This is a genomic window from Nocardioides turkmenicus, from assembly GCF_011045035.1.
Taxonomy (GTDB): Bacteria; Actinomycetota; Actinomycetes; order Propionibacteriales; family Nocardioidaceae; genus Nocardioides; species Nocardioides turkmenicus.
This window is the reverse complement of record NZ_JAALAA010000007.1, coordinates 176,234-190,171: the sequence shown is the minus strand read 5'-3', so window position 1 is coordinate 190,171 and position 13,938 is coordinate 176,234. Positions and strand designations below refer to the sequence as shown.

General features: G+C 70.7%; 16 protein-coding genes. 5 read left to right on the top strand and 11 right to left on the bottom strand.

What is annotated here, in order from left to right:
• Nucleotides 1-4 precede the first annotated feature (4 nt).
• The gene (locus G5C66_RS26775) at nt 5-1,036 is read right to left on the bottom strand and encodes a GlxA family transcriptional regulator (protein ID WP_338144135.1); all 1,032 of its coding nucleotides are present in this window, start codon (nt 1,034-1,036) and stop codon (nt 5-7) included.
• Nucleotides 1,037-1,141: 105 nt separating this feature from the next.
• Here G5C66_RS26775 and G5C66_RS10435 point away from each other — a divergent pair, with 105 nt between their 5' ends.
• Together G5C66_RS10435 and G5C66_RS10430 are read left to right on the top strand one after the other, a co-directional pair.
• Nucleotides 1,142-1,597 (top strand): MarR family winged helix-turn-helix transcriptional regulator, encoded by a 456-nt coding sequence (locus tag G5C66_RS10435; RefSeq protein WP_165110883.1) that lies wholly within the window; start codon nt 1,142-1,144, stop codon nt 1,595-1,597.
• Between the two features lie 124 nt (nt 1,598-1,721).
• The gene (locus G5C66_RS10430) at nt 1,722-3,557 is read left to right on the top strand and encodes a calcineurin-like phosphoesterase C-terminal domain-containing protein (protein WP_206443927.1); all 1,836 of its coding nucleotides are present in this window, start codon (nt 1,722-1,724) and stop codon (nt 3,555-3,557) included.
• Nucleotides 3,558-3,623: 66 nt separating this feature from the next.
• On the opposite strand, the gene G5C66_RS10425 is transcribed toward G5C66_RS10430, so the two are convergent.
• The 3 genes from G5C66_RS10425 to G5C66_RS10415 form a co-directional block, all read right to left on the bottom strand.
• A complete protein-coding gene (locus G5C66_RS10425; protein ID WP_165110882.1) occupies nt 3,624-4,010 on the bottom strand; it encodes a hypothetical protein in 387 nt (128 codons plus the stop codon).
• 96 nt (nt 4,011-4,106) lie between these two features.
• Nucleotides 4,107-4,928, bottom strand: a complete 822-nt coding sequence (locus tag G5C66_RS10420; RefSeq protein WP_165110881.1) for an aldo/keto reductase — start codon at nt 4,926-4,928, stop codon at nt 4,107-4,109.
• A 29-nt stretch (nt 4,929-4,957) separates the two neighbouring features.
• A complete protein-coding gene (locus G5C66_RS10415; protein ID WP_165110880.1) occupies nt 4,958-6,139 on the bottom strand; it encodes an MFS transporter in 1,182 nt (393 codons plus the stop codon).
• A 140-nt stretch (nt 6,140-6,279) separates the two neighbouring features.
• Between G5C66_RS10415 and G5C66_RS10410 the strand changes: the two genes are divergently transcribed.
• Nucleotides 6,280-6,741, top strand: a complete 462-nt coding sequence (locus G5C66_RS10410; protein WP_165110879.1) for a MarR family winged helix-turn-helix transcriptional regulator — start codon at nt 6,280-6,282, stop codon at nt 6,739-6,741.
• Between the two features lie 210 nt (nt 6,742-6,951).
• On the opposite strand, the gene G5C66_RS10405 is transcribed toward G5C66_RS10410, so the two are convergent.
• Genes G5C66_RS10405 through G5C66_RS10395 form a run of 3 tightly spaced genes read right to left on the bottom strand, consistent with a single transcriptional unit; the run spans nt 6,952 to nt 9,048 of the window.
• On the bottom strand, nt 6,952-7,560 hold the full coding sequence (locus tag G5C66_RS10405; RefSeq protein ID WP_165110878.1) for a response regulator: 609 nt from the start codon (nt 7,558-7,560) through the stop codon (nt 6,952-6,954).
• Nucleotides 7,557-8,630 carry a histidine kinase gene (locus G5C66_RS10400; RefSeq protein WP_165110877.1) on the bottom strand — a complete coding sequence of 358 codons (1,074 nt, stop codon included), beginning with the start codon at nt 8,628-8,630 and terminating at the stop codon, nt 7,557-7,559. The genes G5C66_RS10405 and G5C66_RS10400 overlap by 4 nt, the downstream gene beginning before the upstream one ends.
• Nucleotides 8,631-8,640: 10 nt before the next feature.
• Nucleotides 8,641-9,048 (bottom strand): DUF6069 family protein, encoded by a 408-nt coding sequence (locus tag G5C66_RS10395; RefSeq protein WP_165110876.1) that lies wholly within the window; start codon nt 9,046-9,048, stop codon nt 8,641-8,643.
• A 134-nt stretch (nt 9,049-9,182) separates the two neighbouring features.
• On the opposite strand from G5C66_RS10395, the gene G5C66_RS10390 reads away from it, so the two are divergent.
• On the top strand, nt 9,183-9,836 hold the full coding sequence (locus tag G5C66_RS10390) for an SDR family oxidoreductase (protein WP_165110875.1): 654 nt from the start codon (nt 9,183-9,185) through the stop codon (nt 9,834-9,836).
• Here G5C66_RS10390 and G5C66_RS10385 read toward each other — a convergent pair.
• Together G5C66_RS10385 and G5C66_RS10380 are read right to left on the bottom strand one after the other, a co-directional pair.
• Nucleotides 9,833-10,351: a mycothiol transferase gene (locus G5C66_RS10385; RefSeq protein ID WP_165110874.1), complete on the bottom strand. Its 519-nt coding sequence runs from the start codon at nt 10,349-10,351 to the stop codon at nt 9,833-9,835. The two genes, G5C66_RS10390 and G5C66_RS10385, sit on opposite strands and share 4 nt — an antisense overlap.
• A 23-nt stretch (nt 10,352-10,374) precedes the next feature.
• Nucleotides 10,375-11,448, bottom strand: a complete 1,074-nt coding sequence (locus G5C66_RS10380) for an NAD(P)H-dependent flavin oxidoreductase (protein WP_165110873.1) — start codon at nt 11,446-11,448, stop codon at nt 10,375-10,377.
• Between the two features lie 63 nt (nt 11,449-11,511).
• Here G5C66_RS10380 and G5C66_RS10375 point away from each other — a divergent pair, with 63 nt between their 5' ends.
• Nucleotides 11,512-12,093, top strand: coding sequence for a dihydrofolate reductase family protein (locus G5C66_RS10375; RefSeq protein WP_165110872.1), 582 nt, complete (start codon nt 11,512-11,514; stop codon nt 12,091-12,093).
• A gap of 17 nt (nt 12,094-12,110) precedes the next feature.
• Here G5C66_RS10375 and G5C66_RS10370 read toward each other — a convergent pair whose 3' ends face one another.
• Both G5C66_RS10370 and G5C66_RS10365 read right to left on the bottom strand, forming a co-directional pair.
• The gene (locus G5C66_RS10370; RefSeq protein ID WP_165110871.1) at nt 12,111-13,436 is read right to left on the bottom strand and encodes an alpha/beta hydrolase; all 1,326 of its coding nucleotides are present in this window, start codon (nt 13,434-13,436) and stop codon (nt 12,111-12,113) included.
• A 79-nt stretch (nt 13,437-13,515) separates the two neighbouring features.
• Nucleotides 13,516-13,932 carry a limonene-1,2-epoxide hydrolase family protein gene (locus G5C66_RS10365; RefSeq protein ID WP_165110870.1) on the bottom strand — a complete coding sequence of 139 codons (417 nt, stop codon included), beginning with the start codon at nt 13,930-13,932 and terminating at the stop codon, nt 13,516-13,518.
• Nucleotides 13,933-13,938: the final 6 nt, after the last annotated feature.

The window sequence follows — 13,938 nt, the reverse complement described above, 5'->3', positions numbered from 1 at the left end:
CCGCTCAGTCGGCCAGCTCGAACTCGGCCTGACCCATACCTCGCGTGCACTCGGCGGGAAGCGAGGACCGGAACCGGCGCTGATACTGCGACGGCGAGATGCCGAGCCGCGTGACGAACGTACGCCGCAGCGCCTCCGGGCTGCCGTATCCCGACTGCACCGCCGTCTCGGTCACGCTGGCACCAGCTTCCAGGCGCATCCGGGCGAGGTCGAAGCGCACCGCGGTGACGTACTCCGACGGCGACTGGCCGAGCTCCTCACGGAAGCGCCGGGCCAGGTGGCGCGGGCTGGTCGAGACCAGGCGGGCCAGGTCGGTCACGGTCCAGGTGCGGGTGGGATCGGCGTCGACCAGATCGGTCGCCCGTCGGACGATCGAGGCCGGCTTCGCCCGGGCACGGAGCGGGACCGAGTACTGCGACTGGCCCCCGGAGCGCTGCAGGTAGACGAGGAGAAGCTGGGCGACCTGCCGCGCGACGTCCGCGCCGTGGTCGTCCTCGACCAGGGCGAGGGCCAGATCGATGCCCGCCGCGACACCGGCCGAGGTCAGGACGTCCCCGTCGCGTACGAAGATGGCGTCGGGCTCCACACGTACGCTCGGATACAGCCGCCGGAGCTCCGGCGCGAACTTCCAGTGCGTCGTCGCGCGCCGGCCGTCGAGCAGCCCGATCTCGGCCAGCACGAACGCGCCGCTGCAGATCGAGACCACCCGCCGGGCACGCGACGCCAGCGATGCCGCCGCCTCGGTCAGCGTGGGCCGTACGAACTCGTGCGGTGGCAGCTCGCTACCCGGCACGATCACGGTGTCGAACTCGCCCGCGTCGCTGGCCGCGCCGTGCACCGAGATCCGGTTGCCGAGGGAGGTCGCCACGTCCTGCCCATCGGGCGAGAGCAGCACGATGTCGTAGCCGTCGACGGCCTGGTTGGCCTCGACGAAGACCTCGGCGGGGCCGACGTAGTCGAGCGTCTTGACACCGTCGAAGAGCAGGAACGCGATGCGCCGGCGGGCGCGGGACGGGGGCTTGGCTATGTCGTTCACTCCTTCGAGGAAAATACCTTGTACACAAGGAATCTACTCAGCACTTACCTTGCGCGCAAGGTTTTCCGTTAAAAGGCTTGCGCGCAAGGGTTGTAGGGTGAACACATGACAGAGACTCGCCACGGCCTCGAGCTGAGCGAGCAGCTGTGCTTTTCGCTCTACACCGCGCAGCGGCTCGTGACCGCGGCCTACCGACCGATCCTCGACGCCCTGGGCCTGACCTATTCGCAGTACGTCGCCATGCTCGTGCTGTGGGAGAGCTCCCCTGTCACCATGGGTGAGCTCGGTGAACGGCTCGGTCTCGACTACGGCACCGTCACGCCGCTGGTCAAGCGACTGGAGGCCGCCGGGCTGATCACCCGCGAGAGGCGGCCCGAGGACCAGCGCAGCGTCCGGCTGCGGCTGACCGATGCGGGCACCGACCTGCGCAGCCGCGCCGAAGGCGTCCCGGACACCATCGCCGAGGTGATGGCGCTGCAGACCGAGGAGTTCACCACCCTCAAGGACTCCCTGGAGCACCTCAGCGACAACGTCGCCAACCGCCTGTCCCAGGACGGGTGACGAGGGAATACGCCTTCCCGTCGCGACGCGGTTCGCGACATGACGGACCCGGTTCATCCGGACCCCCGAGAGTCATGGCTTGGCCGGCCGCCAGGGCCGGCGAAGCCACCACCAGGAGGGTCCTGTGTCGTCTTCACCCCCATACAGCGGGCCGGCCCGTCGGCTCGTAGCGCTCTCGCTCGCGCTTCCGCTCTCAGCCAGCGGGTTGGCTGCCATCGGCGCCAGCACACCGGCATACGGCACGACATCGGCCGCTACCACCGCGGCAACCGCCGACACCGTCTGGGACCAGACCGCCTACCGTGGCGGCATCCAGGTCGTCCCCGGTCCGGACGAGGATCAGGGGATCCTCGACGGCAGCGTCTTCGACGACGTCGACCGTGACTCGGTGCAGGATCCGACCGAGCGCGGGCTCGCCGGTGTGACGGTCTCCAACGGCCGCGACGTGGCCACGACCGACGCCCGAGGCCGCTATGAGCTGCCTGCGTACGACAACATGACCGCCTTCGTCACCCAGCCACGCGGCTACCAGGTGCCGGTCGACGAGGACAACGTCGCTCAGTTCCACTACACCCACCTGCCCGCAGGCTCTCCCCCGCTCAAGTACGGCGGCATCGCGCCCACCGGCGACCTGCCCGACCAGGTCAACTTCCCGGTCGTGAGGAGCGCGCTGACCGAGTCTGCCGCGCAGGGCTGTGTCATCGGCGCCGACCCGCAGACGTACAACGCCAAAGAGGTGGGGTACGCCCGCAATGGCACCTTCGACGACCTCGCCGAGCGCGACGACTACACCGGCTGCGGAGCCCTCTTCGTCGGGGACATCGTGGGCGACGACCTCTCCCTGTTCCCTCAGACGCGCGAGCTGACGTCGTTGCTCAACGGCCCGGCTCGCTTCCTGCCCGGCAACCACGACCTCGACTTCGACACCCCGAACCGCGCGCACAGCTTCGACACCTTCCGCGCGAAGCTCGGCCCTGCCTACTACTCCTACGACGTCGGCAACGCCCACGTCGTCGCACTCAACTCGATCGACTACCCGATCAACCCGCCGCCGTCCCGTTCCTACGGCTACAGCCTGGACGCCACCCAGCTCGAGTGGCTCCGTCGCGACATCGCCGCCGTGCCGAAGCACAAGGTGATCGTCGTCGGGTCGCACAGCCCGCTGCTGGAGTATTGGTACAGCCCCTCGCACCGCACCAAGCGACTCGCCGAGATCTACGAGATCCTCGAGGACCGCGAGGTCGTCGCCGTTTCCGGCCACACCCACATGTCGGAGAACCTCCGCAAGGGCGACTTCGTCGCAGGCTGGGCCGATGTGCTCGATCCCGCCGAGGGCCTGCCCTTCACCCATCTCACCGTCGGTGCGATGTCGGGCCATTGGTACGCCGGTCGCGTGCTCGAGGACGGCTACCCGACCGCCATCATGCGCGACGGCACCCCGCCGGGCGTCCTCACGCTCGACATCCGCGGCCGCCGCGTGACCGAGCGGTACGCCGTCCGCGGCACCGACGGCAGCGACCAGATGAGTCTCGGCCTCAACACTCCGCGCTACCGCGCCTGGTTCGAGGCCAACAGGCGCAACGTCGGAAAGGCGCCGGTCCTCAGCGACCCGACGGTCGCCGCCCGTGACGAGCTCGGCTCCACCTGGCTGACCACCAACTTCTGGATGGGCTCGACCGGCTCCAGCGTCAAGGTCTCCCTCGACGGCCGCGCACCTGTCGAGGCCGAGCGCACCCAGCCGATGAAGGGCGAGGCGATCCGTAGCGGCGCCGAGTGGTCGGACCCGGCCGCCAATCTGGAGACGCTGCCCCACGGAGGGGGTCTGGTGGACCACCTGATGCACCTGTGGCGCTTCCCGCTGCCCGCCGACCTCGCAACCGGGGAGCATGTCGCCACCGTCACCGCCACCGACGTGCACGGCCGTCGTCACACCGAGGAGCTGCGCTTCACGGTGAAATGAGCCGACAGTACGCGCAGTGAGCCGCAGCGCTCCGCGGGGCTCACGCCCTGCGGAGCGCTGCCGCCGTCACCCGTCCAGACGCAGGTCGTCCTCCGCCCGGGGCGGCAGGTGGGCGAGGGCGGCCTGGACGAGCGCGACGCGCGCCTTGACCGTGACCGCCCGACGGAGCCGACCGACGTCGTCACCGATGTGACGCTCGACGGACTCACGGATCTGCTCCTCCGGGAACGACGGGCGCCCACCGACCGGGACGTCGACGTCCGGGAGGTCGGTGAGCACCGGGAAGATCTGGGTGCCGATGCTGTCCAGGAGCTTGAACCGCTGGAACCGGTCGGTCTCGTCCCAGACCTTGTCGATGTCGGCACCGCCCTTGCGGAACTTCCGCCCGGAGCCCAGGACGGTCTTCGCCGTCCCGGTCAGGGCCACGGTGAGCTCGTGCTCGGTCAATCGCATGAGCCAAGCATGCCCCCAACCAGGACGGACACCACCCCCTGGGCCGATCACCGATCGATAACACCTGCACCCGGACGGCTCCGGACGCCGCGGACGTCAGGCGGCGTTGAACTCCGCCGGGTCCGGGCCGGTGCGGCCGTCGCTCTCCAGGGCGTCGATCGCGGCGAGGTCGGCGTCGGTGAGCTCGAAGCCGAACACGTCGATGTTCTGCGCGATCCGCGACGGGGTCACCGACTTGGGGATCACGATCCGGCCCTGCTGGAGGTGCCAGCGCAGGATCACCTGGGCGGCGGTACGTCCGAGCCGGTCGGCGATCGCGGTGATCGCCGGGTTCTCGAGCATGGCGCCCTGGGCGAGCGGGCTCCACGCCTCGGTCGCGACCCCGAGCCGCTCGTCGGCGGCGGCCGTCGCGCGCTGCTGCAGCGCCGGGTGCAGCTCGATCTGGTTGACGGCCGGCACCGTGCCGCCGAGCGCCACGATCCGGTCGAGGTGCTCGGGCAGGAAGTTCGAGACGCCGATCGCGCGGGTCCGGCCCGCGGCGTACAGCTCCTCGAGGCCTTGCCAGGCGCCGACGTACAGGTCGCGGGCCGGCGTGGGCCAGTGGATCAGGTAGAGGTCGACGTGGTCGAGGCCGAGGAGGTCGAGGCTCTTCTCGTACGCCGCGACCGGCTGCTCGTGGTCGGCGTTCCAGAGCTTCGTGGTGATGAAGAGCTCCTCGCGGGCGATCCCGGACTTCGCGAGCGCACGGCCGACGCCTGCCTCGTTGCCGTAGACCGCTGCGGTGTCGATGCTGCGGTAGCCGGCTTCGAGCGCCGCGGTCACGGCCGCTTCGGTCTCGTCGTTCGGCACCTGGAAGACGCCGAAGCCGAGCTGCGGCATCTCGACGCCGTTGTTGAGGGTGATGGTCGGGATGGTCATGTGAATTCTCTTCTCTAGGGAGTCGGGGTTCAGGCAGGAACAGGAACGGACGTACGCCGCTCGCCTCCGGGCGCACGGACGGCGACCAGCAGCACGAGGAGGCCGAGCGCGGTGACCCCGGCGCCTGCCCACAGCGGTGAGGTGTAACCCAGCCCGGCGGCGAGGGTGACGCCACCGATCCAGGCGCCGAGCGCGTTGCCGACGTTGAAGGCGGCGATGTTGGCTCCGGAGGCGAGGGTGGGTGCCTGGTCGGCGTAGCCCATCACCCGCATCTGCAGCGCCGGCACCGTCCCGAAGCCGACGGCGCCCATCAGAACCAGGGCCACGACGGTCAGGATCTGGCTGGTGGCGACGAGGGCGAAGACGGCGAGCACGATGGTCAGCGCCGCCAGGAGCACGCCGAGGGTGCGGACCAGGTCGCGGTCAGCGGCCCGGCCGCCGACGATGTTGCCGAAGAAGAGGCCGACGCCGAAGAGGACCAGCAGCCACGGCACCGCGCCGGCGGAGAAGCCGCTGACCTCGGTCAGGGTGAAGGCGATGTAGGTGAACCCGCCGAACATGCCGCCGTAGCCGAGCACGGTCAGGGCGATCGAGAGCCAGACCTGGGGGCTGGCGAAGGCGGCCAGCTCGGTGCGTACGGCCGGGGTGGCCTCCTCGTTGCGGCCGGTGTGGGCCGGGACCAGGAGGGCGATGCCGATGAAGGCGATGATGCCGATGGCGGTGATGGCCCAGAAGGTCGAACGCCAGCCGGCGGCCTGGCCGAGCATCGTGCCGAGCGGCACGCCGAGGACGTTGGCCAGGGTGAGGCCGCCGAACATGAACGCGATCGCGCTGGCCTTGCGGTCCGGGGCGACCAGCTGCGCGGCGACGACGGACCCGATGCCGAAGAAGGCGCCGTGGCACAGGGCGGCGATGATCCGACCGGCCATCATCGTGGCGTAGTCGGGTGAGATCGCCGAGATCAGGTTGCCGATGATGAACAGCACCATCAGGCCCAGCAGGGCGAACTTCCGGGGCACGCGGGTGAGCGCGAGGGTCAGGGCGATCGCGCCGATCGCGACGCTGAGGGCATAGCCGGAGATGAGGTAGCCGGCGGTGGTCTCGCTGACCGCGAAGTCGGTGGAGACCTCGGGCAGCAGGCCCATGATGACGAACTCGGTGAGGCCGATGCCGAACCCTCCGATCGCGAGGGCTAGCAGTGCGACGGGCATGGATGACTCCTGAACGTGGACGGGTTGCGTCTGTCGATAGTCGGCGTGCGCAGTAGTTGCACACGCGTCGTATTTATAGTTGCACGCGCGCACTATCCGCGCAAATCGGGTATGCTGGAGGTGTCCACGAAGGAGGACCCATGGGAATCGCTGATGACGCCGTCGAGATCCGCGCTCAGGGCTGGCGCACGCTGGCCGCAGTGCACGGACTGATCGAGGCCGCGCTGGAGAAGGCGCTGCAGCGGGAGCACGGGCTGTCGGTCGTCGAGTTCACCGTCCTCGACGCGCTCAGCCGGCAGGACGGCTGGCACATGCGCATGCAGCAGCTCGCCCGCGCCGCGGCGCTCTCCGCATCGGCCACGACCCGCCTGGTCACGCGCCTGGAGAACCGCAACCTCCTCACCCGGATCCTGTGTGCCGACGACCGCCGCGGGATCTACACCGAGCTCACGCCCGCGGGACGGGCGCTGCTGAACAAGGCCCGTCCGCTACACGACGAGGTGCTGCGTACGGCACTGGACGAGGCCGCCGAGATCCCCGAGCTCGCGCCGCTCGTGCACGCGCTCGGGTCGCTGGCGCCAGCCCCGATCGCCACTGGCTAGGGCCGCTCCGGGGCGAGCTCGCGCGGAGGTGAAGGAAAATTCGTTTGCCGCCGCGGCGCGAACGAACGTTCATTCACCCGTCGCCGGGTGAACGAATCTTTATTCGTCTAGCCGGCGTGAATGAATTTTCGTTCACCCCGCGATGAGCATCCCCCTGCTCCAGGGATGGCAAGACAGAACGAGCCCCCAGGAGAGATCAGCCCGACGAGATCAGCCCAGCCAGCCGTTGCGGCGAGCCGCGAGGGCGGCCTCGGTCTTGTTGCGGCTGCCGGTCTTGCCGATCGCAGCCGAGAGGTAGTTGCGAACGGTGCTCGGCGAGAGGAAGAGCCTTCCGGCGATGTCGGCGATGCTCGACCCGTCCTCGGAAGCCGCCAGCACGTCGCGCTCACGGGCGGTCAGCGGGTTCGGCGCCGCTCGCAGGGTCGCCGCGGCCAGGTCGGGGTCGAGGACCGTCTCGCCGCGCAGCACCCGGCGGATCGCGTCGGCTAGCTCCTCGACCGGCCCGTCCTTCACCAGGAAGCCGGCCGCGCCCGCAGCCATCGCCTCGCGCACGTAGCCGGGCCGCGAGAACGTCGTCAAGATCATCACCTTGCACCCCGGGAGCCGCTCGGCCAGCTCCCGCGCGGCCTGGAGCCCGCTGATGCCCGGCAGCTCGATGTCGAGCAGCGCCACGTCGGGGTGCGTCTCGAGCGCCGCCGGCACGATGTCGGTGCCGGCCCCCACCTGGGCGACCACCTCGAGGTCGTCCTCGAGCCCGAGCAGCACGGCGAGCGCGCCGCGCATCATCGCCTGATCCTCGGCGAGCAGGATCCGGATCACGACGCCGGCACCCGTGCCTCGAGCCTGAACCCGTCCTCACCAGGCTGTACGTCGAGTCGACCGTCGACAGCGAGCAACCGCTGCCGCAGCCCCTCGAGCCCGCCGGACCTCTCCCCGGCCCCGCTCGCTCCCACCGGACCGCCGCCCCCGTCGTCGACCACGGCCAGCCGGAACTCGCCGCCGCCCTCGGTGAGCTCGAAACGGCACGTGGCGGCTCCGGAGTGACGCAGCACGTTCGTGGCGCCCTCGCGCACGACCCAGGCGAGCGCCTGGCCGGCGATGTCAGGCACCTCGGGTGGAGCAACGGTCACCGACGTACGGATCCCGGCGGCGTCGAGGGCACGGCGAGCGCCGTCGAGCTCGTCGGCCAGCGAGAGCGTCTTCATCTGGTCGACGGCGACCCGGACGTCGGCCAGGGCCGCCCTCCCGACCTCCTCGATGTCGGCCGCGTGCGCGGCGGCCGCCTCGGGGTCACGAGCCGCCAGACGGCGTACGGCCTCAGCCTTGACGACCATCACGCTCAACGTGTGGCCGAGCAGGTCGTGGAGGTCGCGGGACATCCGAGCGCGCTCCTCGGCGACGGCCACGCGGGCCAGCTCCTCCCTGGTGCGGCGGAGCTGCTCGACCGCCTCGATCAGGCGCAGGAAGGAGGTGGTGGTGACGCCGCTGAGGAGCGTGCCGCCAACGCTGAGCAGATAGGTGTCGCCCACGCCCTCGATCACCGCGATCGAGACCGTGACGCCGACCGTGGCCGCGGCGATCGCGACCAGCAGGCGCCATCCGCGCAGCACCGCCGGCGCGACGATGGCCAGCACTCCCCACACCGTCTGCCAGCCCTCGCCCTGCAGCGCGGCCAGCACGATCAGCACGACCAGGACCGGCAGCAGGACGGGGACGCGGCCGGTCACCACGAGGGCGGCCGCGGCCGCGCCGATGGCCAGCACCAGGACGATCTGGCCCATGGCAGGCAACACGTCGCCGGAGAGGTTGAGCAGCGGGAAGAGCAGCAGCACCGGCAGCCAGACCAGCACCACGCCGTGGCGCTGAAGGTGACACTTCAGGCCGGACACGCTCGTCACTTTACCGTCGCCGCAGACCGGTGATGACCACAACGGCTACGACGCCGTGCAGACTCACCAGCCCGAGTCCGGCGGCCACGGTGAGTGCGCTGGTCGGCGTGATCAGGGAGACCACGGCGATCCCGACGGCGAGCACCGTCCATCGCCTGGTCCCTCTCTCGGAGCGGCCCTGCCACCACCGCAGCAGCGCGCCACCGGCAAGCCCGATCACCAGGCTGCTGATGATGACCGCGCCGATCCCGATCCTCTGCGCCCCCTCCCCCGACTTCACCTCGAGGTCCACGCCTCCGGCCGCGCTCCACAGCAGCCAGACGACCGTCGCCGCCACCGCTGCGGCCGAAGCCGTCCCTACGATCCGTGGCCACCCGACCCGGGTCCGCTGCTGGACCTCGTTCGCCATGGTTGTCATGCGAGTCTCCGTCTCCACCACCCACCCTGGGTGGTGTCTCCAGACTCGCGCCCGCAGCGGGTCGGCCGGCAGAGGTGATCGTCCGGACCAGGCGGTGACAAATGTCAGTGGGCTCGTGTGCCTAGGGTGAGGACATGCGCATCGCCATCGTCGGCGGCCACGGCAAGGTCGCCCTGCACCTCCATCCCATCCTCGCCGCCGCGGGCCACATCCCGCTCGCGCTCGTACGCAGCGAGAGCTACCGAGCAGAGCTCGAAGGCCTCGGGGCCGAGGTCGGCCTGCTCGACATCGAGAACCAGGACGCCGATGCGTTCGCCGCCGCCTTCGCCGGCTGCGACGCGGTGGTCTTCACCGCCGGCGGCGGCCCCGACGGCAACAAGGAACGCAAGCGCACCGTCGACCTGGAGGGGGCGACCAAGTCGATCGCGGGCGCCGAGGCGGCCGGTATCAAGCGCTTCGTGCAGGTCTCGGCGATCAGCGTCGACGAGCCGGTCCCGGCCGACGCCGGCGAGGTCTGGACGGCCTACGTCGAGGCCAAGCGCGACGCCGACATCGCCCTGCGCGACAGCGACCTCGAGTGGACCATTCTGCGTCCCGGCGGCCTCACCGACGAGCCCGCGACCGGGCGGGTGAAGCTGGCGCCGAAGCTCGAGCGCGACACGATCCCGCGCGCCGACGTGGCCGCGGTCATCGCGGCGGTGATCGACGACCCTGCCACCGTCGGCAAGCAGTGGGAGCTGGTCTCCGGCGACCTCTCGGTCGACGAGGCCATCGCCGCGGTGCTCTAGCGGAGACCCAGCAGCCCCTTGACGTACGCCGCCTGGCCGATGTGCTGGGCGGCGTCGTCGACGATGCTGACCAGGCGTACGGCGGTGGTGACCGGCGGGTCCCAGCGCTCGTCGATGACGCGGGCGAGGTCCTCCTCGCTCAGCGACTCGACCAGGTCGAGGGTGGCCGCGTGGACGGCCTCGTAGTAGCCGGTCAGCAGCGTCGGGTCCTCGAGCCGGAACGCGCCGACCTCCTCGGCGGTCTGCCCGTATCCCATCGCACGCGGTCGATAGGGCAGACCGAACCTCTCCACCCAGCCGTCCCGTGCCCACACCTCGTCGGTGCCGGCGAGCGGCGCGATCTGGGCGTCCTCCATCCGGCCGATGTGCCACAGGGTCCAGGCGATCGAGTTGGCCCTGTCGTACGGCCGCCACAGCAGGTCGTCGACCGAGAGGCCGTCGACGATCGCGGGGAGGTTCTCCGCGATCCGGCCGAAGCCGTCCGCGAGCAGGCGCTGGGAACAGGTTGGGCTCATGCCTTCCGTTCTACACCGCCGACCTACTCCGCATCGGGAAGGAGACTCCGGGCCTCGCTCCACATCCGGGTGACGATGTCGGCCGCGGGCTCGGCGACGGCGCGGCCGGCGGCCTGGCCGGCCCAGTGGTTGGCGCGGTCCAGGGCCACCGCCGCGGCCGCGTCGGGCGTGCCCTTGCGCCACCTGCCGACCAGTCGGCGCTGGTGCGGGTAGGGCGCGGGCGAGGGCGCGTCCGGGGCCTGCCAGGAACGCACGTAGGGCGTCGGGGCAGCGCGGCCGAGGCGGCCTGAGTAGGCCCGCGTCGCGACCGTGTCCTCCGGCTCGAGCCCGTCCAGCGACGCCGCCCACGCCTCGGCGATCCCGGTCTCCGGCGACCGCAGCAGCGCGCTGCCGACCTGCACGGCGCTCGCGCCGAGGGTCAGCGCCGCGGCGACACCACGCCCGTCGGCGATCCCGCCGGTGGCGATGACGGGCACGTCCACCCCGTCGACGATGTGTGGCAGCAGCGCGAACAGCCCGACCGCCGTACGCTCCGCCGTCTCCGCCGCGAAGACGCCGCGATGCCCGCCGGCCTCGAGCCCCTGGGCGACGATGGCGTCGGCACCGGCCTCCTGGGCGGCCCGTGCCTCGGCCAGGGTCGTCGCGCACGCGAACCAGGCGATCCCGGCCGCGTGCAGCCGGTCGACATAGTCCGGCGAGAAGAGCCCCATGATCGAAGAGACGACCGTCGGCCGGGCGGCGAGCATCGCCTCGCACTGCTCCTCGAACGACGGCGCCGGCGGCTGCTCGGGACCCGGCGTACCGAACCTGTTGAGGAACTCCTCGGCGGCCGACACCTTGGCCGGATCGTCGTCGAGCGGGTCGGGGATCCAGACGTTCAGCTGGAACGGACCGGCCGACATCGAGCGGAACTCGTCCACCCACTCCGCGATCCGCGACGGCGAGTCGAGCACCACCCCCGCCGCCCCCATCCCGCCCGCGTCGGCCACCGCGGCCGCCGCCGCGGGCGGACAAGCACCCGCCATCGGCGCCTGAAGGATCGGCATGGAGAGGCCGTACGCCTCGCAGAACTCCTGGGCACGTCGTCGAGCCGTCATGCATTCACGGTAGCGCCCCGAAATCTCTGGCGGCGTCCGAGCCCGCGCGGCAGGATCAGGCGCATGCGCACTCTCATCTACTCCGCGTTCGTGTCCCTCGACGGGGTCGTCGACTCCCCTGGCGGCGGCATCCCGTCCGAGCAGCACCGCAGCGGCGGCTGGACGTTCCAGGACATCGAGTTCCTGCCCGAGGCCTACGCGATCAAGGGCAGCGAGATGGAGGAGGCCGGCGCGATGATGTTCGGTCGCCGCAGCTACGAGGCCTTCGCCCCGATCTGGCCCGACATCGAGGACTTCGCGGTCGTGAAGGAGATCCCGAAGTACGTCGTCTCGACCTCGCTCGGCGACGACGCCCTGGTCGAGGGCTGGGGTCCGCAGACCATCCTGAGGTCGCTGGACGAGGTCGCGGAGCTCAAGCAGGGCGACGGCGGCCCGATCCTGATCGCGGGCAGCGCCGAGCTCGCCCGCAACCTCTCCGACGCCGGCCTGATCGACCGCTACCACCTGCTCGTCTTCCCCGTCGTCCTCGGTGCCGGGAAGTCGATGTGGAGCGACACCGACAAGGACAAGCAGATGCTGAAGCTGGTCGATTCGGAGACCTACGCCAACGGCATCCTCAAGCTCGTCTACGACGTCGTCCGCTGATCTCGGCCGGACGTCGGTCAGGGGCAGCGCGCGTAGAGACCACGCGACCCCGTTCCGTACGCCGCGGGATCGGTGAACGCGCAGCCATAGTCGGGAGCGGCGACCGCCGCGCGGTCTAGCACGTCGTCGCCCGCCGGGCGGTCGCCCTGCTCCACCCAGTCGACGAGGTCGCCCCACGCGGCGGAGGCCTCGGCCGGGCTGAACTCGCAGTGCCCGGCCGACCGGATCGCCCGCTGCACGACCAGGCCGTCGCGGTGGTGACGCTTCACCTCCCGCAGATAGATCTGCTCCAGCGAGAACGGCACGAACATGTCGCCGAGGTTGTGCAGGCTCATCACCGGCGCGGTGGGTCGGCCGGAGATCCGCGAGGGTGCGTTGAGCCGGTGGCTGTAGCGGCCGGCGGGGTCGACGGGGTCGATCCGCTCGATCTCGGCGTCGAGGTCGACCGGCGAGCTCGGCGTGTAGACGGTGTCCCGGTTGGTCGCGACCCGGGCGATGTTGAAGGCCAGCGTGCCGCCGTCGTCGACCGAGGGCAGCGTGAACAGGAAGTCCTTCCACTGCCCGAAGGCCGCGGCGGCGCCCGGCCGCGGGCCACCGCTGCGCTCGATGGTCATCGCGCGCAGCTGCTCGCCCTCCGGGGTCAGCGTGCCGTTGAGCCCGAGCCGCTCCTTGATCACCGGGACGTCGACGCTCTGATAGTCCTCGTCGTAGGGGTAGGCGTCATGCCCGGCGAGCGCCTGGGCGCCGAGGTTGTAGTCGACGAAGAAGTCGAAGAGCTCCACGTCCCCCAGCTGCCCACACATCGGCATCGCACCGTCGTAGAAGCCCGGATACTGCTCCAGCGAGCGCCCGATCACGTGCCCGCCCATCGACACCCCGGTCACGTAGGTGCGGGTCGCCCGGCGGGGCAGCAGCTCCGAGGCGTACGTCGCCAGATCCCGTGTCGAGCGCACCCCCGCGCCCACGTCGTAGCCGTTGGTCGAGTAGCTCGACGCCGCCCAGGCGTAGCCCTGCTCCAGGAACGTACGCCGCAGGCCGAACCCGGGTGTCTCGGGTGTCAGCGTGTAGCTGAGCCCGCGGTAGCCGTGGGCCCACATCACGAGCTCGCCGTTCCAGTTCGCCGGCACCTCGAGGATGTACGCAGCGTGCTCGTGCACGCCCTGACGCACCGTGGTCTGCTCGCCCCCGACGACGATCGGCGCCACCGGAGGGTTGCTGATCGTGTAGCCCGGAAGCGGCTGGTCACCGGGTGGCTCGGGGTCGGCGAGCGCCGGGCCGGTCGAGGCGACCAGGGCGGAGGCGGTCAGAAGCAGGGCGAGGAGAGCGGCTGACGCACGAGGCATGTCCCCGAGCGTAGGGCTCGCCTGTGACTCGCGTCACAAGAACAGCGCACGACGCACCTCGTGCGGTGCGCACAACGGCTCAGCGCCCGACGGCCTTCCGGATCGCGCCGAAAGCGGCCTGGCCGACGCCCTTGATGCCGGCCGCGACGAACGTGGTCCAGTCGAAGTAGTCGCGCCAGAGCACGATCTTGCCGTCGCGTACCTCGAAGGTGCCGCAGACCCAGAACTCGGCGGAGACCGAGCCGCGGCTGAGCACGTCGATGCGCTCGGTGAGCACCACCGGGCCGTTGGCCGCGATGTTGATCATCCTGACCTCGAAGCCGGTGGTGTACTTCCCCATGATCCGCAGCTGGTGCCCGACCTCGGACAGCCCGCGCGCCGGCGGAAGAGGCACGTTCTGATAGGTCACGTCGTCGGCGCACAGCGCCAGCGCCGCGTCGACCTCACCTGTCTCGAGCGCGGCCAGGAACTGCTCGACGATCTGGATCTCGGTCATGGGACC